Raw genomic sequence first — 24,949 nt, forward strand, 5'->3', positions numbered from 1 at the left:
ATGGTCTGAAGATTGGGTGGATATCCACCGCGTTCGTTAATCCAGACCTCTGACGTGCTATGGATTCAGAGTCTTTTCCATGGCGATCATGCTGCCTTGGATCGAGACTCAAGTTCAATTTGACCTCGCTGCCGATGATCAGTCGCGACGATCTGCGGGCTATCGCTCTTTTCGAGAGTCTTGACGATGAGCTGCTTGACAAGATTCTTGACCGACAGCGTGAGCTGGTTCATGAAGCCGATCAAATCATTGTGATGGAGCAGGACTGGGGAGAGTCCCTGTTTTTGCTGTGCGATGGTCTGGCCAAAGTGCGCACTTACACCTCCGATGGTGATGAGGTCGTGATGTCGCTGTTAGGAGCGGGTGATGTCTTTGGCGAGATGGCGGTTTTCGATGGAGACACCCGGTCTGCTGATGTGGTTGCTCTGACCAATCTGCGTCTGGTGAAGCTGCGCATTCCACCCTTTGCGGCACTGTTGAATCAACAGGCTGGCTTTGCGCTCGCCCTCGCCCAGCTGGAGGCGAACCGCTTGCGTGACCTTAATCGCCGTTTTGCACTTCAGACTGCGGATGCGACGACCAGGCTTCTCGGTGCCCTTGCTTATTTGGCCCGCAAGAGCTCGGCCGATGACGATCTCCAGGCTCAGATACCACCTCTCGCCCAGCTGGAAATTGCCTTGATTGCAGGTCTTGCCAGGGAAACTGCCTCGCGCACACTGAGCAAGTTGCGGACACGCGGCACGGTGATTGAGGATAACGGGCGTTTGTCTCTGGCTGATCTCAAGCCTTTGGAGAAGCGTGGTCTGCTGTCTTAAACAGCCTTGCTGAGCGCTCAGAACCGATATCGCAGCTTGCCGTAGACACCGCTGCCGAGCAGCCAGTCGTTCCAGAGCTCGATGTTGTCGTCGTCGTTGAATTGGTCCGTCCAGCCCAGTGAGATTGACCAATGGCGTCCATGCAACCAGCGCAGCAGGATTCCGCCAGTGCCAATCGTGTCGTTGAAGCTCAAGGAGTCGCGGTTGGTTTGAATCCCGCCCATGCCGAAGAAAGGCACCAGTTGGAGAGTGTTGTTTTGGTTTTGCCAGAAGGACCAGTTCAATTCAGCGCTGCTCAACCAGCCAGTGTCTCCGCTGATCAGGGTTCCTGGCAGCCCTCTCAGCCCCACATCGCTTCCCAGTGAGAAACCCATGTCGTTGGTGAGTTCGTTGAACGCCACTTGACCGGCCGCACGCCAATTGAGTTGAAGGTTGGGCGCCATGCGCCAACCCAGGGAGGTGATGCCACCCAGGGCTCGCGATTGGTCGGGGTTGATGCCGTAGTAAGCCAGATCCTTCAGTTGCTCTGCGCTGCTGAAGCCTGCAAGTCCTTGCAGCCAGTACATCTGCCCCGACCATCCGAGGTTGTCGTTGCTTCCCGCATGTCCGATAGCAAGTCGGAGGTAGCCGGTGTTCAGCTGCCCGTCCGGGCCGCCACCGATGATCAGCGGAACCGAGCGACCATCCAGATAGCTGTCGCTGCGGTTGGCGCTCAGGCCAGCCTGTGCGAACCAGAGCTGACGATCTGAATCTTTGAGGGTCCATTGCAGCTGCGCCAGCCCCTGGTACTGACGGAAGCTGAGGCCATGGGCCGGACCTCGGGCTTCAACCAGATTGCGACGACTGGCGCCAAAGGATCCGGTGATGTTCACCGATTCCCCCAAGGGCAGTGTGTAACTGATGGAGCCAAGCGATGCTCCCAGCTCTGGATCACCATCAGCATTGAGTTCGCCGTAGATCTGAAGGAAGTCGTCGTCGATCAGAGCTTTTGGTTTCTGCAGCACAGTGAGCGCTCGCCATTCACCGCTGCCGGCATTGCCGTCGTTGCGAACACTCAGATCACCTCTCCAGGGATGGCTTGCAGGGGTGACCGTGAGAGTGAGTACGGCTTGAGTCGGATCACTTCCCAGTTTCCCAAGGCTTCCTGAGACGCTGCCGACGACAGACTGCTGCTTGAGTCGTTGCAGCTGTTGTTGAAGACTCGGCAGGTGAAGGGTCTGGCCTAGGAGGTTTGAGAGGCGCTTGCGCACCTTCTGCTGCAATTGCTGATCGTCACTGTTGATGTGTAGCTCGACCAGCCGGCCCATTACGACTGTGAGATGGGCCGGTGCGGGCTCTTCATCGATGAAGACCCGCGAATTCACATAGCCGTCCTGCTGCAGTTGTCCGCTGAGGGTTTCAGCGCAGCGTTTCAGGCGTGTTTCTGCACTGTTGTCGGCTAGGCAACGGCGCAACAGCTTCTGAAGTTCTGATGGGCTGTAAGGCGTTGTGCCTTTGATTTCAAAAGAGAAATCACCGTCGTCTTCTGAAGCTGGTTTGGACGGCGAGGCTCCTGGTTCAGTGAATGAATCGTTGTTGGGAGCCAGCTGTCGGTCGTCGACGTCCGGTTGGGTCTGGGGAGATTCCGGCTCAAGTTGCTGAACCGGTGCCGGGTCGGGCACGCGAGCGGGGCCCGGTTGAAGGGGAGGAGACACCAGTTGCGCCAGCAGAAGCAGCATTGATCTGGCAACTGTGAGATCAGGCGAACTTTAAAGTTGAACGAACAAAATTGGCCTAACCTCGTCAACAGGCACCAAATTTGTTGCAAGTTTTCCCTGGAGGCAGCACGTCATGCGAGGTCTGGTGCTGTGTCCACTCGTTGCGCTGATCGTTGTTTCTCCTGTTCAGGCGGATGTCGCAAGTCGTTCAGCGGATGGACTGGGGACTCTGGTTAATGGTTCAGCGAACGGTCGCTGCAACAGTGGTCTCTGCCGGATCGATGGTGGAATCGACAGTGGCAGCAATCGCTTTCATCGGCTCAGTGAATTCGATACCCGCGGTGCGATTCAGGGTGTGTCGATCAATAGTGATGGCGTTCGCAATCTGGTTCTGGGAGTCACAGCTCCGGACGGCAGCTTCATCAACAAGAACGTTTCACTGACCTCTCCATCGCATCTGTTCCTGCTCTCTCCAGGGGGGATTCAGGTGATGCCGGGTGCCTCTTTTCAGCAGATCCCTCAACTGACGCTGAGTACGGCAGCGCAACTGCGCTTTGCCGGTGGTGTGTTTGATGTGTTCAATACGCCGCACCACGCCATCGCAGCTTTGAACGCTGATCCTTTGCCTGGAGCTCTGGGCTTGCTGCCAGGGGAATTGGGAGACAAACGGCCCTGGATCCGCATGGAGGGAATCTCCATTGATGTCGATGAGGCTCTGCTCGTGGACGCTCCTGGCGGTCGCATTGATGTTGATCAGAGTCGTCTTTCGGTCAGTAACCCCGCTGGAGATGGCGGCACGCTCACGCTTGCTGCTGATCTGATTCGCGTTGGAGAGGGAGCTGAATTGCTGGCGACTGGCTCCGGGAACGGAGGGGTTGTCCAGGTCGGTGGCAGTTGGCAGAACAGCGATCCCGCTGTGCGCCAGGCAACTCAAACCTGGATGCAGCGTGGCTCTCTGGTGGATGCTTCCTCTACCGGTTCAGGGGATGGAGGCACAGTCGTGATCTGGAGTGATCTCGGCAATCCCTCCGGAGGAACGGTCGCGGAGGGCTCGTTGCTAGCGCGCGGTGGTTCGGTCAGTGGAGCTGGCGGGCGGGTTGAAACATCAGGTTCCTATTTGCGTGCTCAACCTGAAGTCATAGATGTCTCGGCGATCAAGGGATCGACAGGTGAATGGTTGCTTGATCCCTACAACATCACGATTGGCAATTCTACTGGAACGATCACTGAACAAACCGATCCTTCAGGTGGAGGACGGTTGTTTGAATCCAGTGCGTCCGCTTCACGGGTGGATGTTGCTGACATCAAAACGGCACTCGGCACCACAACAGATGTGCGGATTCTCACCGGATCAGCGGATCCTTCCGAGGGAGGAAACATCACCTGGGAATCAGATGCGCCACTGAATTACTCAGACAGCTCAGGAAAGCTCACCCTTGATGCCGCTGGATATATCCAGCTCAATTCCAACATCACCACGGGTTCCGGTGGACTGTCTCTCCAGGCTGGTGTGGGCTTCGTGGAGGCTGCATCTGGGGTCACCCTGGACCTCAAGGGACCGTTAAACATTTCGACCGGGGATACCAACGTCGGCAGTTCAGACTCCACCTCCCCTGCGCTGGCCGCAACGCTCACCGGCTCAGGTCCGCTCGCCAAAACCGGTAACGGCGGGCTGATCCTGTCGGGTAACAGCAGCACCTGGTCGGGCCCCACAGATGTGCAACAGGGCACTCTGCGCGTGAACGGTGCCAATGCATTGGGTGCAGCGGGTACCGCCTCATCCACCACGGTTCAGCCCGGCGCCACCCTTCAACTGGCTGGGGGCATCAGCCTCGCGGAGAACATCGAGCTCAGGGGAGGCACGCTGACGAACTGGTCCGGGGACAACACAGTCACCGGCTCCCTGAGTCTGGCAAGCAGCGCCTTTGTGGATGCACGACAGGACACCCTCACGCTCGATCCCAGTACTGGCGATGCTGTCTCCGTTGTTGACGCGACGTCGGCCTACAACTCCGATCTCACGCTAGCGGGTGCTGGTGACCTTGTTGTGGAGGGCAAGTTCAACCTCAAGGACGGTCAGCCCACCCCTAGGCCCTACTACGGCGACTTCCGCCAGACCGGATCAGGTGTTGTTCGTTTCAAGGACGACCTGATGGTGGAGCGGCTGGAGTCCACCGCAGGCGGGACGCTCTGGATGGATCAGCCGGCTGGAGCACCAGCGGTGATTCCGCCAGGCTCATCACTTTTCCTGGACAACGGTGCGTTCCTGCGCCGTGACAAGACCGAAACGGTGACTGGCACCAGCCTTGAATTAGGCGCTGGTGGTGGTGGCATCAGCGTTGGGACGAGCTCCACGCTGGTCTGGGATGCCCCCATCAGCGGGACAGGGACATTCACCAAGGCGGGAGATGGGACGCTCCGCTTTCCCGCTTCGGCGGCGATCAGCTACACCGGTGCCACCCTCGTGAAGGGCGGCTCCCTTGACGTGTTGTCTGCATCGCCGACCACAGCCACTTGCAGCGGTACGGGTTCCTCGAGTCTCTGTGCCGGTGGCGGCGGCCGCAGTGGTGGCGGAGGAGGAGGTGTTGACCCCACGCCTGAACCGGAACCGGAACCCAGTCCTGAATCGGAACCGGAGCCGAGTCCTGAACCGGAACCCGCGCCCACCCCTGAACCGGAACCAGACCCCAGTCCTGAACCGGAACCGGACCCCAACCCGGAATCGGAGTCGACCAATGAGCAGCCTGAGTCCGATGCGGGCATCGTCTCTGATGAGTTGCAGAATGCGGTGGCCGATGTTCCTGTCTTTCTTCCTGCTGAGCAACGGTCCACTGTTGATTCTGATTCGCAGACCTCCGTCAGCGGCCAGGCAGATCTGATCGCGGCCCAGCCGCAAAGCCTTGATGCTGGTCTGCAGGTTGATCTTGGCCTTGGAAGCGATTCCTCGACCACAGCAACAGCAGTCGTGCCTCTGACCACGGTGATGGCTCAGAGCACCCAGACCATGGCTCCCGAACAGGCGGTCGCGCAGTTGCAACAGTCTGACCAGGCCGCCGCAAGCCGCACGGCGTCTTTGCTTGGTTTGGGCCAAGCTCTTCAGAGCGCCCTCCCCTCCACACCCACTGTTGAGGATTTGCAGGGCGTGCTGGATCAGGTCGAGCGTCAAGGCTTCGTCACCAGTCCTGCAGTGCTTCAGGTCCGCTTCACCTCGACTCCGTCTGACAGCGCCCGGGACAGTTTTCTTGATCTGACCCTAATCAGTTCGAAAGCCCCAGTTCAGGCTCGGCGCTTAACGGTGGATCGCGAACGCTTCGCCGGCTTGCTCAAGGCCTTGTATCGCCAGCTGTCACGGCAGGAGTCCTTGGCTGTTGATGATCCAGCCTCGCCGACGCGTCAGCTGCATGCCTTGCTGGTGGCACCGATCCAGGATGCGCTTCAGGGCCAGGGCATCAAGACGCTGCTGATTGCTGCTGATCAGGGCTTACAGGCTGTCCCCTTCGCAGCACTCAACGATGGAACCTCGTTCTTCGGTCTGAACTACGCCTTCGGACTTACGCCATCTCTGGCCCTCACGCCGCTGACTCCAGCCCAGTCGACGTCTACAGGCCAGCTCGCCCTTGGAGCTTCTGAATTTGATGGGTTGGCACCCCTACCGCTCGTGCCCCAGGAGCTCGAGCAGCTGGATGCCTCAATCGGTGCCGATCGTTATCTCAACCAGGAGTTTTCACCTCAGGCCCTGCTCAATAGAGCTGCCGACCAGCGCTATTCCCGCGTGCATGTGGCGACCCATGCCGACTTTCGACCCGGGGGGCCAGCCCAATCGGTGTTGCACACCGGCACTGGGCCGATGTCGATGTCCCAATTTGCCCAGTTGCGCCGCAAGCGGGGCGAGACCCCCTTGGATCTGGTGGTGCTCAGCGCCTGCCGCACACTTCTCGGCGATCAAGAGAGTGAACTCGGTTTTGCCGGGTTGGCGTTGCAGGCTGGGGCCCGCAGTGCGGTGGGTACGCTCTGGTATGTCGATGATGTGGTGACTTCGGCATTCTTTGTGCAGTTCTATCGCTTGCTCGATCAGGGCCTGCCCAAGGCGGAAGCTCTGCAACGCACCCGTCAATTGTTTGTCACCGGCCTGATTCGCCTCGAGGGTGATCAAGTGATCGGCCCTGATGAGGTTCCCCTGCTCACGGATCTCACTCCTGGGCAGCGTCGCCGGATCTCCGCTGGGGTGCAGAACCCCTTCTTCTGGTCCGGCATTGAGCTGATCGGTTCACCCTGGTGACGGCTGACTTTCAGGGATTGCTGTGATTGAGATCACAGCAATCTGTGATCGGCCACAACCCCCTTGTCCTTAGGTAAGCGTCAATCTGGAGCAGTCAGCACCTCCGTGCCGCAGCACGCCGTTCAATGGTCCGTTTTCAATTCTTCTCTGCTGTCTGCTCATCGCTGCTGAGTGCATTGCTGCTGAGTGTGTTGTCCAGCCCTGTCCTCGAGGCGGCTCCCCGCAATTCTTTTCCTGGCCGCAGGGTTGGCGGGGGCACAAGGGGCGAGTGCGCGGCGCGCCCTGTTGTGCATCTGGTGCCCGCTACCAATGCATTCAGCCCAGGGGCAGGAAAGCTAATTGCATTACTGGAGGGCCCCTCTGCGGATCCTCAACCCTTAGAGGTCACACTGCAATCGGCGTCAGCGGAGGGGATCGCTGACCCTGGTGCCAGCCCGCTGATGCAGAAGCAGATTCCTGCTGCGGTGAATCGCGTGGTGCTGTTCAGCATTCCTGCTGCGTCTGGGCCCATGCTCTGGGAGTCGTCTTACCGATGTGGTGCCGATGGCGGAGCCGATGAATTCGGCTTCATTACATCATCAGCTCCACCGGCCCGTAGTCTTTTGCTTCCGGATGGCAGCCCAGAGGCTCAGAACCAGCGTGTGGAGATGGAGTTGGCTTCCCTTAAAGCTGCTTGCGGCACCTTGACGCCCCTAGCGCATTTAAAGGCGATTTTTCAGTTCGATGATGACGTCATCAATGACTCTTGGCCGGAGCAGGTCACGGTTCAGTGCTTCTGAGTTCGATCACATCCAGCGGTTCTAAACGTCCTTTGATCAGGACCGTTCCCCAAGATGTGCTGGTCACATGAGCTGGCAAGGCCTCGAGCAGGCACTGGGTTTCACCCGATACCAGGATCCTCACCATGCCTTCATGACGATCCTTCTCCAGGCCTTCCAGTCGAGACGCGCAGTTCACGGTGTCGCCAATCACGGCGTATTCCAATCGATTGCTGCTGCCGAGAGATCCAGTGAGAACGGGTCCGGAATGGATCCCGATCCGCATGCGCAACGCTGGCTGACCTTCTTTGGCCAGATCTTCATTCAGTTTTGAAATCTGTTCCTGAATTGCCAAAGCAGCTGTGACTGCATGGCATGCATCCATGGTTGGCCCCTTGGAGACAGGTGCGCCGAAGACGGCAAGCATGCCGTCACCGGTGAATTTGTTGACGATTCCGCCGCGACTTGTGACTGCATCGACGCCGATGCACATGCCACGGTTCAGCCATTGCATCAACTCAGAAGGGGTCAGCTGTTCGCTCACACTCGTGAAGCTGCAGGTGTCGCTGAACAGCACCGTGACCTGCTGCTCCCTACCCGTGAAACGCCCGTCTTTGATCAGATCTTCGCGTTGATCCCAGAGTTGTTGGGCAACAGCGGGAGAGCTGGTCTGGCCAAGCAGGCGCCGCATGTCTTGCTGGTGACGTTGGCTCTGCACCCCGCGCCTCAGGATGCCGCTACCGCTGATCAGCACAAGTCCGGAGAGGGGCATGGTCAGCCCGATCCAGATGCCGCTCAGCGTCAGCCCAAACACTGTTCCAATCAGGAGGATGACCGCGGCTGTGAGCAACATCAAGCTGCGGCGGATTCTCGCGGGCCGTTCGGCGATCAGCACACCCAGCAGCACCATCGCTAAAACAAGCAGCGATCGCTGCCAGCCCTGAATGGTGACGATTTCCGGTGTACGGCTCTGGAGTAGTCGCTGAAGAGCTTCCAGGCGCTGAGCATGCAGCTCGACCCCAGGAACTGCAAAAAACTCAGAGCTGCTGACGAAGCGGCTGTGGGGGATTTCAAACAGATCACGAAGGGAAGGAGCCACGCTGCCGACCAGCACCACTCGACCGTTGATCTTTTCCCGAGGCACCTCGCCATTCAGCAGAGTGGTTAAATCCAGAGAGGGATAGCGTCCTGGTGGATAAACAGGAAGCATGGCCTGATAGCCAGCTGCATCGACCCCCTGATAACCGCCGGATTGCTCTTTTAGCCAATGGTGCTCGTTGAGTTGTTCGAGCTGTCTGTCCAGGTCTCTGGTTTGGCTGGCTGTTTCCAGCAGTCGCAGTGGCAGTGATCGAAGAGCCTCCTCCTGACCGCCCACGTGAATGAGATCACGTCTCACAACCCGGTCAGCATCCATGACCAGGTCATTGAAGGCCTGTTGCCTGGCTGGTGCTCCAGGGATTGCTGTGATGCCATCGACTTCATTGCGAATCGAGATCAGGCGCGGATTGCGCTGAATCTCGTCCTGAAGACAGGGCTTGGCCTGATCGCGATACAGGTCAAGGCCGATGACGCTGGCTCCAAGGGCGTCGAGCTGTTTCAGAGCTCTGCAGAGAAGGGTGTCGTCGAGGGGCCAGCCGTAGAGCTTGATGTCGGCTTCGTTAATCCCTACCACAGTGATTGGCCAGTTCAGGTCTTTGGCTTGACCATCATTGGCTCGGTTGCGCAGGTTGATGGCCAGGTCATAGACGAGCAGGTTGGCAGTCTCGACCAAGGGCGAATGCTGAAGGCCAACCAACAGCCCAATAGCTAAGGCATAGGGAACGACCTGGCGAATCGGGCGTGGCCAGTTCATTGCTCCTGACTGGAAAGACTGAACAGTCTTTGCATGCGAGCGATCAATGCCCGACGTCTGGACTCAGCACGTTGCTGCTTGTTCGCTTGGAGTTGCTGCCGTCGTGCGGCCATGATCGAGCCCATGGTTTCAAGAATCTCCGGTTGTTCTTCGATCAGTGGCAGAAGGTGTTTTCGCTCGATCTCGATCAAGACGCATTCGCTCTTGCAAATCACACTCGCTGAACGTGCTTCACCTGTGCAGAGCGCCATCTCTCCGAAGGCATCACTTGCCTGAAGATCGGCGACGTGCCGACCTGGGTGTCTTGTGGAGCTATTGGCGTTCGCTTGAAACACTTCCAGTGTTCCGCGGACTACGAGAAACAGACTGTCTCCATGCTCTCCCTGCCTGACGACCGATTCACCAGGCGCAAAGGTCTCGCAGCCTGCTAGAGCCGCCAGCATTTCAAGCTGATGGTGATTGAGGTGACCAAAGATCTCAGTTGAGGACAGGAGGTTTTGCTTGTGCTCCGACGTAATGTCGTTGGATGGCAACTTGGCTGGGCTGGGCTTGGTGCGAACGTCTCGGATTGGGTAGGGAATCGACTGATCAATGCGGTGGAGTGCATACCAGATCTGCTCAAGCACAGAGCTTCTCAACTGGCGTAATTCCAGTGCGGTGGTTTGCCAGGTGAGCAGGCTGTAGGTGATAGAACTGTCGGCGAAGGATGACACCCACACCTTGGGAGTGGGGTGACGCAGCACCTTGCGGTTGTCGTGAAGAGTGTGTTGCAGCAGCTCAATGGCTTGGCGTGGAGGCAAGCTGTAATCCAATCCGAGCTCGATCATCTGACCCACGGGTTCTTCAGGCTTGAAACGGCGCAGACCTTCCACAGCAATACGGCTGTTCGGAACCACGGTGATTGAGCCGTCTAGTCCACGCACTCGGGTCGTCATCAAACGGAGGGAGGTGACAATTCCGGTTGTAGTGCCCAGATCAATCCAGTCACCCTCTTCAAACGGTGAGTCAACTTGTAGGGAGATTCCCGCGAATAGATTCTTGAGCGTCTCTTGAGCGGCAAGACCGATGACGGCGGTGACAACGGCTGAAGTTGCTGCCAGTCCGACGAGATTGACGCGGAAATCTCTGTGAATCACCACCATCACCACGGCTGTGATCACGGCAAGGGTGAGCAGGTCCCGCAGGATCTTGGCGGTGGGTTTCCACCAGCCCAATTCCGCTGGAATCTGCAGGATTCCCCAGGTCAGGATGCGGATCAGGCTCAGAGCCCACAGCAAGGTGATGGCTGCTGCAAGTGAGTTCTGCAGCACTGTCGCCCCGCCATCGCTGACGATTTCAGCCAGTTTGCTGAGCAGCGGGATGCCGATCGCTGCAATCAAAGGCAGTCGCAAGGGAGGCGGGCTGAGCTTCTGGCGTTGGCAAATCCGATGGATCGTCAGCAGTGCCACGATGACCAGAACGCTCAGAGTCAGAGTCATGGCGCTCAGTTCTGCAGGTAGGTGCTCTGGCGCAAACTGATCTCCAGATGGTCCATGAGTCGTCGTGCTTCGGCGATCTTGAGCTGGTTAGCTCGGATGGACCGCTCACTGGCGATACGCAGTCGTTCCAGCAGAGATTCCGGGTTGTGTTCCATCGCCATCAGCACCTCAGCGTTGGTGTCGCCACGAACCACGTGATCCACCTGGTATGCACCGCCTGGTGCCAGACGAATGTGCACCGCGTCGGTGGTGCCGAACAAGTTGTGCAGGTTGCCCATCACTTCCTGATAGGCCCCGCCCAGAAACATCCCGATCAGATAGGGCTCTTCCGAATGGAGGGAATGCAGCTCCAGCAGTTGCTTGCTGCGCCCATCGGCAATGAAGCGGTTGAGGCGCCCATCGGAATCGCAGGTGAGATCAGCAAAGTGGCCGAGCTCAGTCGGTTTTTCCCCCAGCCGGTGGATTGGCATCAGAGGGAAGAGCTGCTGAATCGCCCAGGTGTCGGGGGCAGAGCGAAAGATTGACAGGTTCGCGTAGTAAGTGAGAGCAAGGACAGCCGGTAAGGCCTGAAGTTCTTCGGGGAGCACAGCGTCTTCAGGGAGCCTTTCCACCAGAGCTTTGGCACAGGCCCAGGTGAGCTGCTCCGCCTGGCTGCGCTCGGTGAGGCTCAGATAGCCGAGTCTGAATGCGGCTAAGGCATCGTCTTTGAATTTGAGAGCATCATTCCAGGCTTCCTGCAGTCGAGACACATCTGCACTGCCGTCATTTGGGAGTGTCTTGATCCCTTCCAAAGTGTCGTGCAGGTTGCCCACTATCAGAGACTCTTGCTCGGAGCGCGACGGTGTGGAGTGCGGTACTCCGCCGGTTCCGAGAACGTTGAAGACCAGGACCGAGAAATGGCTGGCGATGGCCCGGCCGCTCTCGCTCACCAGAGTCGGGACGGCTACGCCGTGGGGTTCACAGCCTTCCTTGACTGTGGCCACCACGTCGTTGGCGTAGTTCTGAAGCGAGTAATTGGTCGAGGCGGCCGTTGCTGTGCGACTGCCGTCGTAATCAATACCCAGTCCTCCTCCCACATCCAGATATCCCATCGGAGCGCCGAGTTTGTGCAGCTCCACATAGATACGTGATGCCTCCTGCAGCGCGTCCTTCACGACACCGATGTCGTTGATTTGGCTGCCGACATGGAAGTGGAGTAATCGCAGCTCTGCAAGCAGACCTGCCTCGCGTAGAGCTTCGACAGTGGCGAGGATCTCAGGAACCGGTAACCCGAATTTGGCCTTATCACCAACCGAGCTACCCCAGCGGCCAGTGCTTCGGCTGGACAGCCGAGCGCGGATCCCGATCAGAGGTGCAGCCCCGAGTTCCCGGCTAGCGTCAATGATCCGTTGCACTTCATCGGCTTGCTCGATCACGACCACTGGCCGCCTGCCAAGGCGCCTGGCCAGGATCGCCGTTTCGATGTAGCGCTGATCCTTGTAGCCATTGCAGATCAGCAAGGCTTCGGGATCGTCAATCAGCGAGAGGGCAATAAGCAGTTCTGCCTTGCTGCCAGCTTCGAGACCGAAGTGCCAGCGCTTGCCGCAGGTCACCAGCTCCTCCACAACATGGCATTGCTGGTTGCATTTCACAGGGAACACGCCCTGGTAACGACCGCTGTAGTCGTATCGAGTGATCGCTCGCTCGAAGGCGGCATGCAGGCTTTCCAGCCGGTCTTCGAGGATGTCATCAAACCTGATCAGTAGTGGCAGGTTGAGATTGCGGCCTTGCAGGCCTTTCACCAGCTCCACCAAATCCAGGCTGCCGCCACGCTCTCCACGTGGTTGCACGCTCATATGGCCGCGCAGATTGATGGAGAAGTAAGGATGTCCCCAACGTTCGAGTCCATAGAGCTCGGAACTGTCCTGAATATTCCAGGAAGTGATCGCCGCTGATCGTCCCTCTGTCTCCTCACGTCCTGGTTGGTTGGCGTCGGAGAGCACCATGCGTGGGAAAGCGCAACGATTAATAGAGCAAATCTAAGGAGCCTGCCTCAGTGCAGCAGAAACCGGCAGGTGCCTGTCTTGCTTGCCAAGGGGGCAGCTGAGCGCAGAAGATGGCAGGCTTCTTGCTTTTGAATCTTCATGGCCACCGAACGCACGTTCATCGCCATTAAGCCCGATGGTGTCCAACGCGGACTGGTGGGTGAAATCCTCGGACGCTTCGAGAGCAAGGGTTTCAAGTTGGTTGGCTTGAAGCAGATCACCCCAAGCCGCGATCTGGCTGAGCAGCACTACGGAGTGCATAAGGAGCGTCCCTTCTTTGCCGGCCTGGTTGATTTCATCACTTCAGGTCCTGTGGTGGCCATGGTTTGGGAAGGCGATGGCGTGATCGCCAGTGCTCGCAAGCTCATTGGTGCGACAAAGCCTTTAGAAGCCGAGCCAGGCACCATCCGTGGGGACCTTGCCGTGAACATCGGCAGAAATGTGATTCACGGTTCTGATGCAGCTGAAACGGCTCAATTTGAAATCGGTCTGTGGTTCCAACCTTCCGAGCTCAATGAATGGTCCCCGTCCGACCAGAGTTGGCGTGTTGAGGCTTGATTGGTAAGCCATCGATTCGGATCACACAAGCCCTGGGGCAAAATCCTAGGGTTTTTTATTTCTAAGTTGCTGTGTGAATGTAATCCTTTCGATTTCCTGATTCAGGAAAAAAGCTGGATGATCGAATCCGCAAGAAAAAAACCGCCTTGCGTTAGCAAAGCGGTCCGTTGTTGAAAGCGACTTAGATATATTGTCAGATTAATCAAATGGAAGGTTGAAGATCTGTGCTGTTTAGCATTGGATTTGTTTGAGATCCGGGAATGGATGGATTGGTCGTAACCGGGTTGATCTGGTCATTGACTGGTTGAAGATTGCTGCTCATCAGGATTGGATTAGTCTCTAATCCTGCAATCGATGGGTTGATCTCAGCGTGATTGAACTCCTCGACCTTTGTGAATGTCTCAAGAGCAGGATTGGAATTCGGGTTCAGATTTTGTTGATCTTCTTGGCTAAGCAGGAAATCATTTTTGTTGATGATTCTTGAGCTCAGATTGTGTTGGCTGAAGTTGGCAGCCTGAACATCCTTGAAGATCACCAAGGCAATCTTATCGTTGTCTTGTTGGTTGAATCCATCGGAATCAAAGTACAGGGTGCTGTCATTTCCTTCTTGCGCGAAGCTTAAAAAGCCATCTTCAAAAATAGATTGTCGATTGAAGCCGATCCCATGGCCGATCAGGATGTCATCGCAGTCGATGCTGTCGCCGTTTTCACCGGTGATGAAGTCCACAAACATCAGCGGGTCGCTTGCATTCATCTGCGGATCCGATGCCTCGGAGGAGTTCAGACTGTTCAGCTTTGGCTCTTGATCCACGTTGGTGGTGTTGTCAGCCAGGGCTGGTTTGAACTGGTTGGTTTCTGCTTTGGGGCCCGTCTCAGCAACTGGGCTGTTGAGGTCCTGAACCGTCAGTTCCTCAATGGGACCCACCCGCTCTTTAGATTCTTTCGCTTGGAGCAGGCTTGTGAAGTAGTTGCGGGTTAGTCGCAGCTTGTCGGAGCCAGCACCGGAGATGTAGGTGATTCCAGTGCCGCCGTCGACGGTTAATTCATCATCTTGAGCACCAGTGTCCACAAGCAATTGCTTGGTCTCAAGGCCAGTGATTCTGACGTTGTCGAAGCCTTCGCCAGTTCGCACCGTGCTGTTGAGCGCATTGCCCTTGATCTCGACGCTGTCGTCACCAGGTCCAACATCCAGGGTGCTGTTGCGCATGGCCCAGGCCGTGGTGCTGTTGCCCAGCGCATTCGCATCAAGGCGCACGACATCGTTACCGGTTTCGGTTTCGAGCACTGAATGGTCGAGACCGATGGCTTCGGCGTAACCGCAGTGATTGGTGGCGCTGGCTTTGATGTGCACCTTGTCGTTATCGGCGCCGGTATTGATCTGAGAATCCAGGGCGCCATAGGCGGCGATGGTGTCAGTGGTGTTGCCGCGAGCGATGGCATTGATGCGCAGTTTGTCTCTGCCTTGGCCGGAGCTAAAAGAGCTGTTGTCCATGCCGTAGGCGGGATCAAAGGCGCCTGCGCGGGTCACAGCACGCAGATCAATGCTGTCGTGGCCAGCACCAGCATCCAGAGTGCTGTTGCGCATGGCCCAGGCATTGGTGCTGTTGCCGCAGGCACGGGCATGAATGCGCACGACATCGTCACCGGTTTCGGTTTCGAGCACTGAATGGTCGAGACCGATGGCTTCGGCGTAACCACGGCGATTGCTGGCGGAGGCTCGGATCTGCACCTTGTCGTTATCGGCGCCGGTATTGATCTGAGAATCCAGGGCGCCATAGGCGGCGATGGTGTCAGTGGTGTTGCCGCGAGCGATGGCATTGATGCGCAGTTTGTCTCTGCCTTGGCCGGAGCTAAAAGAGCTGTTGTCCATGCCGTAGGCGGGATCAAAGGCGCCTGCACGGGTCACAGCACGCAGATCAACTTTGTCGTGACCAGGCCCAACATCCAGGGTGCTGTTGCGCATGGCCCAGGCATTGGTGCTCATGCCGCGGGCATGGGCATGAATGCGCACGACATCGTCACCGGTTTCGGTTTCGAGCACTGAATTGTCGAGACCGATGGCTTCGGCGTAACCACGGCGATTGCTGGCGGAGGCTCGGATCTGCACCTTGTCGTTATCGGCGCCGGTATTGATCTGAGAATCCAGGGCGCCATAGGCGGCGATGGTGTCAGTGGTGTTGCCGCGAGCGATGGCATTGATGCGCAGTTTGTCTCTGCCTTGGCCGGAGCTAAAAGAGCTGTTGTCCATGCCGTAGGCGGGATCAAAGGCGCCTGCACGGGTCACAGCACGCAGATCAACTTTGTCGTGACCAGGCCCAACATCCAGGGTGCTGTTGCGCATGGCCCAGGCATTGGTGCTCATGCCGCGGGCATGGGCATGAATGCGCACGGAATCATTGCCTGCTGCGGTTGCAACGGTGGAATTGTTGAGTCCAGTCGCTTCGGCGTAGCCACCTCGATTGATGGCACCAGCGCGAATGTCAATGCGATCGTTGTTGTTTCCAGAGAGAATTGTCCGTCCGTCCACAGTGGTGACGGAAACGGAAGGTCGGGGGCCGCGGTTGCGTTGGAAGGCACGTGCGATGAAGTTCATGATTAAAGATTTGAGAGGAGCCTTTGCTCTCGAGCTGACTCACCTTCAGCGCAAAGTTCTTCCGATCCTGTGATGTGAATCAGGCCTGATTCACGGCCTGCTCAATGATTGTTGTGATCTGGATCACGGCCTGAAGGTCTGGCTCAGAAGTGCATGCAGCTCAAGGCTCTCAGCAGTTCTTCGTTCAACTTGGATGGTGTCCTCTTGAGGATTGCTCCGGTTAACAGGTCTGCGCTGACGGCGGCCAGCTATGGACCAGCCATCGGGCTCTCTCCAAGCAATGGCCCTTCCGCGCTGGAGTGGCGGGTCGAGGGCTGATGGCCTGTCGATTCACCTGAATCTGCATACCCTCGGGACAATCTCCCGAGGTTTTTTTGAACGCCGAATCGTTACTGCTACTTCAGGCTCTTGAAGGGGTTGTTGATCAGGCGTTTGCTGATGTGCAGCCTTGCACTTTTGCTCCAGGGGTCAGCCTGATACAGGAGGGTGAGACTCCGGATGGCCTGCTTCTGATCTCATCAGGTGTGGTCCAGGCCAGTTGGGAGGGACTGTCGGCGCTGGAGGGCCCGCTGCTCGGCCCTGGCAGCGTGCTCGGAGATATCTCCTTTCTGTTGGGTGGTGTAGCCCGGGCCAGTGTGAAGGCACGTGAGCCGGTTGAGGCTCTGCGTCTCTCGCAGTTCGCTCTCCATGCCCTGATGGAGTCGAACCCTGCGCAGGGGATGCGTGTCTTCAAGGCTTTGGCCGCCATCAATGCCCAGCGTTTGCTCTCGCAGACCCACTCTCATGGCCTTGACGGGGTGGCAGGACTTGGCGCCCCCTCTCTGATGCCGCCGGAGTTGGCGGCTGCGGTGCTCCGCTTCAAGCAGTGTGCCGCTGCGGTGGAAGCCGATTTTCGCCGTAGTGATCCCGATGCTGGACTGCGCAGGGATCTGGCCGCAGCATTTGACACCCTGGTTCGCCTGACTGGCAGTCTTTTTCCAGCGCTTTCGGGGGAGACCCCGGCACCTGACAGCCCAGCTCTTCAGGCTCTGCGCATCGAATTGCTTCCCTATCTGTTGCTGACCCGTTCGGCGGAGAGGATGTATCGCAAGCCCCGTGGTTATGCGGGCGATTTCCTCACGATTGCCTGGATGTATGCCGATGAGCCTGGCGGTGCTGGAGATTTAGGCACACTGCTTGATCGCTGTTTCCTGAATCAGCCTGCGGCCAGGGCAGTACGCAATCGCCGTGGCTTGTTGCGGGAGGAGCTGCAACGCGCTCTGACACTCACCGATCATCGGCCGTTACGGGTCACAAGTCTGGCGTGTGGTCCGGCCGCCGAGATCTTTGACATTCTTCTGCAGGATTCCGATCTCGCTGATCAGGTGCAGTTCACATTGGTCGATGTTGACCAGCAGGCCCTTGATTATGTGCGCGAGCGTTTGGTTCGTGAGGGACTTGAGACAGTGGTGCGGCTTGAACGGCGTAATCTTCTGCATCTCTGCATTGGACGCCAGAAGCTGGATCTTGAGCCTCAGCACCTGATCTATTCCATCGGTTTGATTGATTATTTCGATGATCGGATTGTTACCCGTCTGCAGGCATGGATTCACTCTTGTCTGGAACCCGGCGGGCGTTCGATTCTGGGAAACTTTCACATTGATAATCCCACGCGTGGGCTGATGGATCACCTCCTTGACTGGCGTCTGATTCATCGCGATCAGCCAGCCATGGTGAAGCTGGCGGAGTCGGCTGGCTTCCCAGTCGGTCTCACTCAGTGCAGGTTTGAGGAAGCCGGCGTCAATCTGTTTTCGATTGCGACCCGCGAGCACTGATGCTATTGATTTTTTAAAGTTTTTACGAAAGATGTTTTGCATGGCAAGCATTTTATTTGCATGCGTGCTTTGTTCCCGGTCTGAGCATTTATTGCTATAAGCCTAAATCGATGTTTTTTGATTTTGAGGCTGCATTCTTTTTGGCGAAAAAATTACAGCATTGATATGCTTGTCCAATACTCAATGAATGTTGGAAAGTTCATTGCTTAAAGCAGTAATTTTTGAATTTGTGTGGCTCTTCTTCTTGCCTTTGCGAGTTCATTGGTTGATTCCCACAAAGGCGTGGAGGTGCGTTGTTGAATGCCTCTGGTGAATAGGTGTAATCAGAGCATTTTGGCTGTTGATATGATGGCTGTAATGTTCAGGGCTTTCCGCACAGTATGGCTGAAAGATCAAATGAATGGGCGAGTAACTTGCGCAAGCAAAATTGGGACGATGAGCGACTCCAGCTCCTGTCCAAAGAAGGTCCCGATCATCAAACTTTTATGAAATGGCGTTCACCACGCTCTGGCATATCTAATCCTGAAAACCTTACGAATCAGTTTTGGGCTTATGCGATACGTTACGGAGGTAGTTCATGGCAATTGAACCAGGATTTGGGAGGACCAGATGAATTTGAAGCGGGTCCTTGCTTCTCTTTTCGGCGATATGGCCAAGCCAAGGTAATTCTCGATGACGGAAGACGGGTTCTTATTGGGGGTGCACATGAAGATTTTTATGACCCTGGCTTTTGGATCTATAACGATGTAGTTGTGATTGAAGGCGATCAAGTTACCATTTACGGATATCCAGTAAATATCTTTCCACCTACCGACTATGCATCAGCAACGTTAGTTGGAAATGAAATCTGGATTATCGGTCATTTGGGTTACCGGGAACATCGAAGCGAGGCTCCCACAAATGTATTTATCCTCAATACCGATGACTGGAGTATTCGTGTTGCTGAATGTGATGGCGACGACCCCGGTTCAATCTGGGGACACTGTGCTGAATTATCAAGTAATGGCAAGCAACTTCTCATTAGTTCTGGTGAATGCCATCGTAAATTAGTAGGCCTTCCAGACCAGTCTTTGATCAATCCTAGCTTGTATGTGTTGAATCTGGAAAATTTCAGTTGGTTTATGTTTTCAAGAGAGTCGAAATGCCGTCAATGGCAAGTTAGTGGTATTGGCGAAAGCGCGTTGAGTCGATCATTCGATCTAACTCCTGAAAGTGTTCCGAACGATAATATGCTTAAAAATCTCCTTGTCCCTGGCCAAAGAGACCTTGACTTTCGTATTGCCTGCGATCCTGGTGAGGATCATTTCCTGACACTTACGGTTCAGGGCTTGGGTCATCCTGTGAGGGTAAGTCTTCAGGGCGAGATAGAAAGTTTCGTGAAATTTTATGATTTGGATCAACTTCTCAAGGACTTGCTGGAATTGATGGAGCTCAATTACGGCATTGGTCCGCTTAAGTTGGAGCCAATGGAGAGAGAGAGAGAGTCATTGCTTGATAACATTTTGAATTTTGACAGCCATTGAGACGACTTGGCTATTATTGGCGCCCAACTTATGCGTAGTAGGCATGTTTATGCGGCTGATGTGTTTAGTATCTATTCTTTGGCTGCGTTTGTATTGTCATTATTCTGGTTTTGGAGTGATGTAATTGTAAGCTACATGTCTCAAGACAGTTGATCTTTTCCTCGTTAGTCGATACAGCTTTTCAGTTGGGTGATGTGAATCGATCCCATCGAAAGTTCGGTAGAAGTTTTGCAAGATCCTTCTTCGGTTGACTCTCGGCGACAAGATCGGCGATCAGTTCTGAAGTGGCACCAGCCATGAGAACGCCGTTGCGATGGTGGCCGCAGGCCAGCAGAAGCCCTGGAATCGGACTGTTGCCCAGCAGCGGACTTTCATCAGGTGTGCAGGGACGGAACCCCCACCAGCGTTCCATGGGAGGCCAGTTCTCAGCTTCGGGTAACAGGGCGGCAATTCCTTGCTTAAGGGTGGTTTGCCCTTGTGGAGTGAGTCCTTCTCTGAAGCTGGCATTGCGTTCGCTGGTGGCGCCGACCACCACCAGCCCATCCTCGCGCGGCACGAGATAAATCCCCGGGCCGAAGATCACACGCCGGAGGGCACCACGCGGACTCTGCAGCGACAGCATCTGACCTTTCACCGGGAACACCGGCAGCTGTGCCAACAACTGTCCGCTCCAGGCACCGCTGCAGAGCACAGCCCGTTCGCAGCGAAGGGTTGCTTCCCTTCCCTCCGAATCCCTCGTTCGCACTCCGCTCAGATGATCATTGGCCGTGAACAGTTCCAACACCTCAACTCCCTCCTGGAACTGCACACCGCGATCCACGCAGGCGCTCTCCAGAGCTCGCATGAGCTGACGTCTGTTGTCGATCTGGCCGTCCTGGGCGAACAACAATCCAGCGCTCCAGGCTGAGTTGATGCCTGGTAGTTCCTGCACCAGCTGTTCACGGTTCAGGGGCTCGCCGAATGGCGCTGTCGGGTAAGCGTCTCGTTCGTTCTCGCTGTGGAAGGGCACCACGATCCCTGTGGAACGAAGCCCGCATGGAAGACCACTGTCGGCCTCAATCTGGGCGACCCAGCTGGGTATGCGGCTCAGACTGAGTTGGCCGAGCTGCAGCAGTGCTCCTTCGAGGCCTTCGGCATGGGGCGCCAGCATCCCGGCAGCAACGAAACCTGCTGCTTCGCTGCGGCGTCTGCTCAGCACCGTCACTGGGATTCCACGGCGTGCCAGTTGATGGGCGACGGCCAGTCCCATCAGGCCTCCACCAAGGATGAGCACCGGTTCAGGGGCTGAGCTGTCTGAGGCGGTCATGACCGAATGTCTAACCTTTCCATAAGATCAAGCCTTCCTCGATCAGCTCAACGGATGTCGGCACCTGCAGCGACTGAACAGGCCTGGGAAGCTGTGATCGGACTAGAAACCCATGTGCAGCTGGGGACCGACAGCAAAATTTTTACGGCTGCTTCCACCACCTTCGGGGATGACCCCAACACGCATATCGATCCAGTGGTCTGCGGTTTGCCAGGAACCCTGCCGGTGCTGAACCAGAAGGTGCTCGAATATGCGGTGAAGGCCTCGATGGGCCTGAACCTGAATGTTGCCGAGCACTGCAAGTTCGATCGCAAGCAGTATTTCTATCCCGATCTGCCGAAGAATTACCAAATCACTCAATACGACGAGCCGATCGCGGAAGAGGGTTGGATTGAGGTGGAGGTGGCTGAAAAGGGCAAGGACACCTATCTCAAAAAGATCGGCATCGAGCGCCTTCACATGGAGGAAGATGCGGGCAAACTTGTGCACGCGGGCAGCGATCGTCTGGCTGGATCCACCCATTCGCTTGTCGATTACAACCGAGCTGGAGTGGCGCTCGCCGAAATCGTCAGTAAGCCCGATCTGCGCACGGGCCGGGAAGCGGCTGAATACGCGTCGGAGATTCGCCGGATTGTGCGTTACATCGGAGTTGGCGACGGCAACATGCAGGAAGGGTCGTTGCGCTGCGACGTGAACATCTCCGTCCGCCGTGGGCCGGATGCCCCTTTCGGCACCAAGGTGGAGATCAAGAACATGAACTCCTTCTCCGCAATTCAGAAGGCCTGCGAATACGAGATCAAGCGCCAGATCAAGGCTTATGAGAGCGGCGAACCGATCGTTCAGGAGACCCGCCTCTGGGATGAGGGCAAGCAGCTCACCAAGAGCATGCGCAGCAAAGAAGGGGCCAGCGATTACCGCTATTTCCCCGATCCTGATCTTGGCCCGGTCGAGGTGAGCGTTGAACAGCGTGAGGCTTGGAGAGCAGAGCTCCCCGAGTTGCCAGCCGCCAAGCGTCACCGCTACGCCGATGATCTGGGTCTGTCTCAGTACGACGCCCGCGTTCTCACCGATGAGCGTCCGATGGCGGATTACTTCGAGGCCGTTGTCGCTGCGGGAGCTGACCCCAAATTGGCCGCCAACTGGATCACGGGTGATATCGCTGCCCATGTAAACAGCAATCGTCTGAGTTACACAGAACTTCCTTTTCGTCCTGATCAGCTGGCGGAGATGGTGAAGCTGATCGACGGCGGCAAGATCAGCGGCAAGATCGCCAAGGAAATTCTCCCTGAACTGCTGGAAAAGGGCGGTTCACCCAAGGCGATCGTGGACGAACGCGGTCTGGGGATGATCAGCGACCCTGCGGCGATCACGGCAATTGTTGAGGAGCTCCTCATCGCTCATCCCGATGAAGTGGAGGCGTTCCGTGGTGGCAAGACCAAGCTTCAGGGCTTTTTTGTCGGCCAGCTGATGAAAAAGACCGGTGGCAAGGCTGATCCCAAGCTCGCCAACCAGATCCTCAGTCAGAAACTCAAGGGCTGAGCCTGGGTCGATAGACCTGGCAGCGATCCATTCCCTTGATCGCCTGTTCACCGAGATGGTCCGTGGCGATCTCAGTTCCAGCAAGCAGTGCGGTTTGCTCGTCCATCAGGATTGGCGTCCTGAGCTTTCTGGTCAGTGATTCCAGGCGGCTGGCCAGATTGACCGTGTCACCGATCACGGTGAAGTCCATGCGTTGTGGACTGCCGATCTGGCCAACCACCGCTTCCCCGCTGGCCAGACCGATTCCACAGCTGAGCGGATCAAGGCCTCTCTCGGTCCAATCCTGATTCAGCTGTTCAAGGGCTTCGCGCATGGCCCCGGCACACCGAACGGCCTGCCTGGCTTCCATCTCAGTCCCCCGACTAACGGGTGAGCCAAATACGGCCATGACGCAATCGCCGATGAACTTGTCGACCGTGCCTCCATGCAGGGTGATTACCTCCACCATCCGGCCCAGGTAGAGATTCAGTTGGTGGATCAGTTCTTCGCTGCGACCTTGCTGGGAACGTTCCCGTGTCAGAGCCGTGAAACCCTCAAGGTCACTGAACAGGACTGTCACGTTGAGGGTCTTGCCCCTGAGAATGCCTTCGGCGCTGTCGCGGTCCTTGAGGATTTCCTGGACGACGCTCGGGGATACATAGCGCTCAAAGGTCTGGCGGAGCCGTCGGCGCTCCTGCTCCTCACGCCAGAACGTGCTGACGGCGAGTGCCGCAGCCAGGCCAACAACCCCGGCGCTTGGTGCCAGTAAAGGCAGAACGGTCTGGCGTTGCACCAGCGTGCTGATGCTGATCAGCAGGAGTCCGATCAGGCCGAGTGAGCAGCTGGCCAGCCGCCAGCGCAGGGTCAGTCGCCGCGTGGCCAGATAGGCAATCAGCCAACTGCAGGCAGCGCTCAACAGAGCTTTCTGCCAGGGATGCTGAGGCCATTGCCGCAGGCCGCTGCCATCGAGGTCGTTGGCGGTTGCTGTTGCTAGGAGTTCGACTCCCGACAGGGTGCCAAAGGGAGTGGACTGGCCGCTCTGGTTGTCTTCCAGGGTTGGACCGATCAGCACCAGGCTGTCATGGAGCATGGGTCGCAGCGGGTGATTGTGCCAGCGCTCTGGGTCGAGAACCTCCCAGGCTGATAGTCGGGTGATGGTTCCCTCCGGGCCATACAGCCGCAGTGAACGATCCGCCTGATCCAGCGGTGGCTCGAGCCCGGCGATCTTCAGCAGAGCGGAGGGGAGGGATTGCTGCAGCTGGAAGCCGTAGGGCCGCAGCACTCGTCGTCCATAGGCTTCTGGATGTGGCCCGATGCTGCCGTCTTCGGCGTTGAGCATGTTGGTGAGGCCCAGATGGTGCAGGCCGCCAAGGGCATCCAGCAAGGTTGATGCGGGGGGTTCGAGGGAAAGACCACCAGCCCCCTGGCGATCAACCGGTTCCATCATCTCGGCGGCCAGAGCCACGGCGGAACCGTGTCGTTTCAGCGTTTGCGCGAAGCGGGCATCATCCTCAGGGCCATACATGCTTGGCCCCGCAAACAGCACATTGATCGCCACACCACGACTGCCAGCGGCGATGACCCGTTCAATCAACTGTCCGTAGGTCGCTCTTGGCCATGGCCAGCGGTCCAGCCCTTCACTCCAGGGGGCGGAGTCCGCATCCTCCAGAACCCAGCGTGCCTGCTGCAAAGAAGCATCATCCACGGCGATGACCACCACCCCTGCTGGAGGACTGCTGGGGCCTGCCCACAGTGTGATCTGATCACTGATGTCTTTTGACCAGCTGCGCCACAGAGTGGGTGGCCAGCCGCTGAGGCCACCGCAGAGCAGGCCGAATAGTGTGATCGCGATGCCTCTTCTGGCCGTGCCGGAGATGGTTGTCATCCGCTCTGGTGCATGGAGTTGGGATGATTAGGTCATCAGAAGAAACGAACCGGGCTGGGCACGCTCGGCAGGTTGGGTGTGATTCGGATCTGGCTTCCCGGCACGCTGGGGATGCGCAAACCAGGCACATTCAGATTCAGATAACGCCTGAGATTCGCTAATCCCGGCAATGGGGCTGTGTAGCCGATGAAAAGGGGACCATCAAGAATCCTCTGGTAGTCGCCGGCCGCCAGTTGCAGCAGTCCGATCACCACTCCCGCAGGGCTGAGTCGAAGGCGTTGGCCTGCTTCAACGGTGACGGCCTCCTGCTTCCCGCTGTTATCCGTGACTTCAACAGAGCCTTCCAGGACAGCCAGATCTGTACTGCCGTCATCACTAACTTTCAGAACGTAATTGGTGCCGCGAACGCTCAATCGACTTGAGGCTGTACAGCCGTCCTGACGGCCTGAGATCAGAATCTGGCCCTTGTTCAGAAGAAAACAACTGCTCCCGAGCTTCACCAGGGATTGGCGATTGATTCGACCGACAGCTCCACCGCTGAAGGCAATCTGGCCGCGGCTCAGCCCAGTGCTGATGACCTGCGGCGACTGGGCTGTTTCATCGACGCTGGCTTTTTGATCGTCGATGAAAAGTTGATCTCCATCCAGGATTTCTTGAATGGTGGCCTTTTCGGAGCTGGCAATAACCGGAGCAGTGCCAACCAGTGTGATGGTCAGGCAGGAACTGAATGCGACGATCTGGCGGAAGAAGCTCATCGGTTCGTGCGATCTGATCTGATCAATCGAATCCTGACATCGTCCGCCCTGGGTCACTCTGAGCCAGCTTCAATCCGTTGAATGGACTGCTGTT

The 24,949-nt window shown here is 57.0% G+C and carries 15 protein-coding genes; 7 read left to right on the forward strand and 8 right to left on the reverse strand.

Annotation, left to right across the window (positions count from 1 at the left end; genetic code table 11):
• Positions 1-134: 134 nt before the first annotated feature.
• Positions 135-815, forward strand: a complete 681-nt coding sequence (locus DXY31_RS10970) for a Crp/Fnr family transcriptional regulator (protein WP_114993818.1) — start codon at positions 135-137, stop codon at positions 813-815.
• A gap of 17 nt (positions 816-832) precedes the next feature.
• On the opposite strand, the gene DXY31_RS10975 is transcribed toward DXY31_RS10970, so the two are convergent.
• Positions 833-2,533, reverse strand: coding sequence for a ShlB/FhaC/HecB family hemolysin secretion/activation protein (locus DXY31_RS10975; RefSeq protein WP_114993819.1), 1,701 nt, complete (start codon positions 2,531-2,533; stop codon positions 833-835).
• 112 nt (positions 2,534-2,645) lie between these two features.
• Between DXY31_RS10975 and DXY31_RS10980 the strand changes: the two genes are divergently transcribed.
• Positions 2,646-6,791 (forward strand): CHAT domain-containing protein, encoded by a 4,146-nt coding sequence (locus tag DXY31_RS10980; protein WP_114993820.1) that lies wholly within the window; start codon positions 2,646-2,648, stop codon positions 6,789-6,791.
• 125 nt (positions 6,792-6,916) lie between these two features.
• Positions 6,917-7,570: a hypothetical protein gene (locus tag DXY31_RS10985; RefSeq protein ID WP_114993821.1), complete on the forward strand. Its 654-nt coding sequence runs from the start codon at positions 6,917-6,919 to the stop codon at positions 7,568-7,570.
• Here DXY31_RS10985 and DXY31_RS10990 read toward each other — a convergent pair.
• The 3 genes from DXY31_RS10990 to speA are packed head-to-tail and all read right to left on the reverse strand — an operon-like array spanning position 7,551 to position 12,864.
• Positions 7,551-9,401: a CHASE2 domain-containing protein gene (locus tag DXY31_RS10990; RefSeq protein ID WP_114993822.1), complete on the reverse strand. Its 1,851-nt coding sequence runs from the start codon at positions 9,399-9,401 to the stop codon at positions 7,551-7,553. The two genes, DXY31_RS10985 and DXY31_RS10990, sit on opposite strands and share 20 nt — an antisense overlap.
• Complete coding sequence (locus tag DXY31_RS10995) at positions 9,398-10,879, reverse strand: mechanosensitive ion channel family protein (RefSeq protein ID WP_114993823.1); 1,482 nt, start codon at positions 10,877-10,879, stop codon at positions 9,398-9,400. The genes DXY31_RS10990 and DXY31_RS10995 overlap by 4 nt, the downstream gene beginning before the upstream one ends.
• A 5-nt stretch (positions 10,880-10,884) precedes the next feature.
• Entirely contained in the window at positions 10,885-12,864 is a 1,980-nt protein-coding gene (gene speA / locus DXY31_RS11000; RefSeq protein WP_244279714.1) for a biosynthetic arginine decarboxylase, read from the reverse strand.
• A gap of 138 nt (positions 12,865-13,002) precedes the next feature.
• On the opposite strand from speA, the gene ndk reads away from it, so the two are divergent.
• Positions 13,003-13,461: a nucleoside-diphosphate kinase gene (gene ndk / locus DXY31_RS11005; RefSeq protein ID WP_114993824.1), complete on the forward strand. Its 459-nt coding sequence runs from the start codon at positions 13,003-13,005 to the stop codon at positions 13,459-13,461.
• 202 nt (positions 13,462-13,663) lie between these two features.
• Here the strand turns inward: ndk and DXY31_RS11010 are convergent, their stop codons facing one another.
• Positions 13,664-16,054, reverse strand: coding sequence for a hypothetical protein (locus tag DXY31_RS11010; protein ID WP_114993825.1), 2,391 nt, complete (start codon positions 16,052-16,054; stop codon positions 13,664-13,666).
• A 374-nt stretch (positions 16,055-16,428) separates the two neighbouring features.
• Between DXY31_RS11010 and DXY31_RS11015 the strand changes: the two genes are divergently transcribed.
• Both DXY31_RS11015 and DXY31_RS11020 read left to right on the forward strand, forming a co-directional pair.
• On the forward strand, positions 16,429-17,868 hold the full coding sequence (locus DXY31_RS11015; protein WP_114993826.1) for a cyclic nucleotide-binding domain-containing protein: 1,440 nt from the start codon (positions 16,429-16,431) through the stop codon (positions 17,866-17,868).
• Between the two features lie 380 nt (positions 17,869-18,248).
• Complete coding sequence (locus DXY31_RS11020; protein ID WP_114993827.1) at positions 18,249-19,391, forward strand: hypothetical protein; 1,143 nt, start codon at positions 18,249-18,251, stop codon at positions 19,389-19,391.
• Positions 19,392-19,572: 181 nt separating this feature from the next.
• Here DXY31_RS11020 and thiO read toward each other — a convergent pair whose 3' ends face one another.
• Positions 19,573-20,697: a glycine oxidase ThiO gene (gene thiO, locus DXY31_RS11025; protein ID WP_114993828.1), complete on the reverse strand. Its 1,125-nt coding sequence runs from the start codon at positions 20,695-20,697 to the stop codon at positions 19,573-19,575.
• A gap of 54 nt (positions 20,698-20,751) precedes the next feature.
• Here thiO and gatB point away from each other — a divergent pair, with 54 nt between their 5' ends.
• Positions 20,752-22,236: an Asp-tRNA(Asn)/Glu-tRNA(Gln) amidotransferase subunit GatB gene (gene gatB, locus DXY31_RS11030; protein WP_114993829.1), complete on the forward strand. Its 1,485-nt coding sequence runs from the start codon at positions 20,752-20,754 to the stop codon at positions 22,234-22,236.
• Here the strand turns inward: gatB and DXY31_RS11035 are convergent.
• Positions 22,226-24,100: an adenylate/guanylate cyclase domain-containing protein gene (locus DXY31_RS11035; RefSeq protein ID WP_114993830.1), complete on the reverse strand. Its 1,875-nt coding sequence runs from the start codon at positions 24,098-24,100 to the stop codon at positions 22,226-22,228. The genes gatB and DXY31_RS11035 overlap by 11 nt on opposite strands.
• 35 nt (positions 24,101-24,135) lie before the next feature.
• Positions 24,136-24,855 (reverse strand): FecR domain-containing protein, encoded by a 720-nt coding sequence (locus DXY31_RS11040; protein ID WP_114993922.1) that lies wholly within the window; start codon positions 24,853-24,855, stop codon positions 24,136-24,138.
• Between the last annotated feature and the right edge of the window lie 94 nt (positions 24,856-24,949).

It is taken from the genome of Synechococcus sp. UW179A, assembly GCF_900473965.1.
Classification (GTDB): Bacteria; Cyanobacteriota; Cyanobacteriia; order PCC-6307; family Cyanobiaceae; genus Synechococcus_C.

Bases quoted from the DNA above. Each gene is read 5' to 3' on its own strand.
- DXY31_RS10970 (WP_114993818.1), top strand. From the start codon at position 135: ATGATCAGTCGCGACGATCTGCGGGCTATCGCTCTTTTCGAGAGTCTT.
- DXY31_RS10975 (WP_114993819.1), bottom strand. From the start codon at position 2,533: ATGCTGCTTCTGCTGGCGCAACTGGTGTCTCCTCCCCTTCAACCGGGC.
- DXY31_RS10980 (WP_114993820.1), top strand. From the start codon at position 2,646: ATGCGAGGTCTGGTGCTGTGTCCACTCGTTGCGCTGATCGTTGTTTCT.
- DXY31_RS10985 (WP_114993821.1), top strand. From the start codon at position 6,917: ATGGTCCGTTTTCAATTCTTCTCTGCTGTCTGCTCATCGCTGCTGAGT.
- DXY31_RS10990 (WP_114993822.1), bottom strand. From the start codon at position 9,401: ATGAACTGGCCACGCCCGATTCGCCAGGTCGTTCCCTATGCCTTAGCT.
- DXY31_RS10995 (WP_114993823.1), bottom strand. From the start codon at position 10,879: ATGACTCTGACTCTGAGCGTTCTGGTCATCGTGGCACTGCTGACGATC.
- speA (WP_244279714.1), bottom strand. From the start codon at position 12,864: ATGGTGCTCTCCGACGCCAACCAACCAGGACGTGAGGAGACAGAGGGA.
- ndk (WP_114993824.1), top strand. From the start codon at position 13,003: ATGGCCACCGAACGCACGTTCATCGCCATTAAGCCCGATGGTGTCCAA.
- DXY31_RS11010 (WP_114993825.1), bottom strand. From the start codon at position 16,054: ATGAACTTCATCGCACGTGCCTTCCAACGCAACCGCGGCCCCCGACCT.
- DXY31_RS11020 (WP_114993827.1), top strand. From the start codon at position 18,249: ATGGCTGAAAGATCAAATGAATGGGCGAGTAACTTGCGCAAGCAAAAT.
- thiO (WP_114993828.1), bottom strand. From the start codon at position 20,697: ATGACCGCCTCAGACAGCTCAGCCCCTGAACCGGTGCTCATCCTTGGT.
- gatB (WP_114993829.1), top strand. From the start codon at position 20,752: ATGTCGGCACCTGCAGCGACTGAACAGGCCTGGGAAGCTGTGATCGGA.
- DXY31_RS11035 (WP_114993830.1), bottom strand. From the start codon at position 24,100: ATGACAACCATCTCCGGCACGGCCAGAAGAGGCATCGCGATCACACTA.
- DXY31_RS11040 (WP_114993922.1), bottom strand. From the start codon at position 24,855: ATGAGCTTCTTCCGCCAGATCGTCGCATTCAGTTCCTGCCTGACCATC.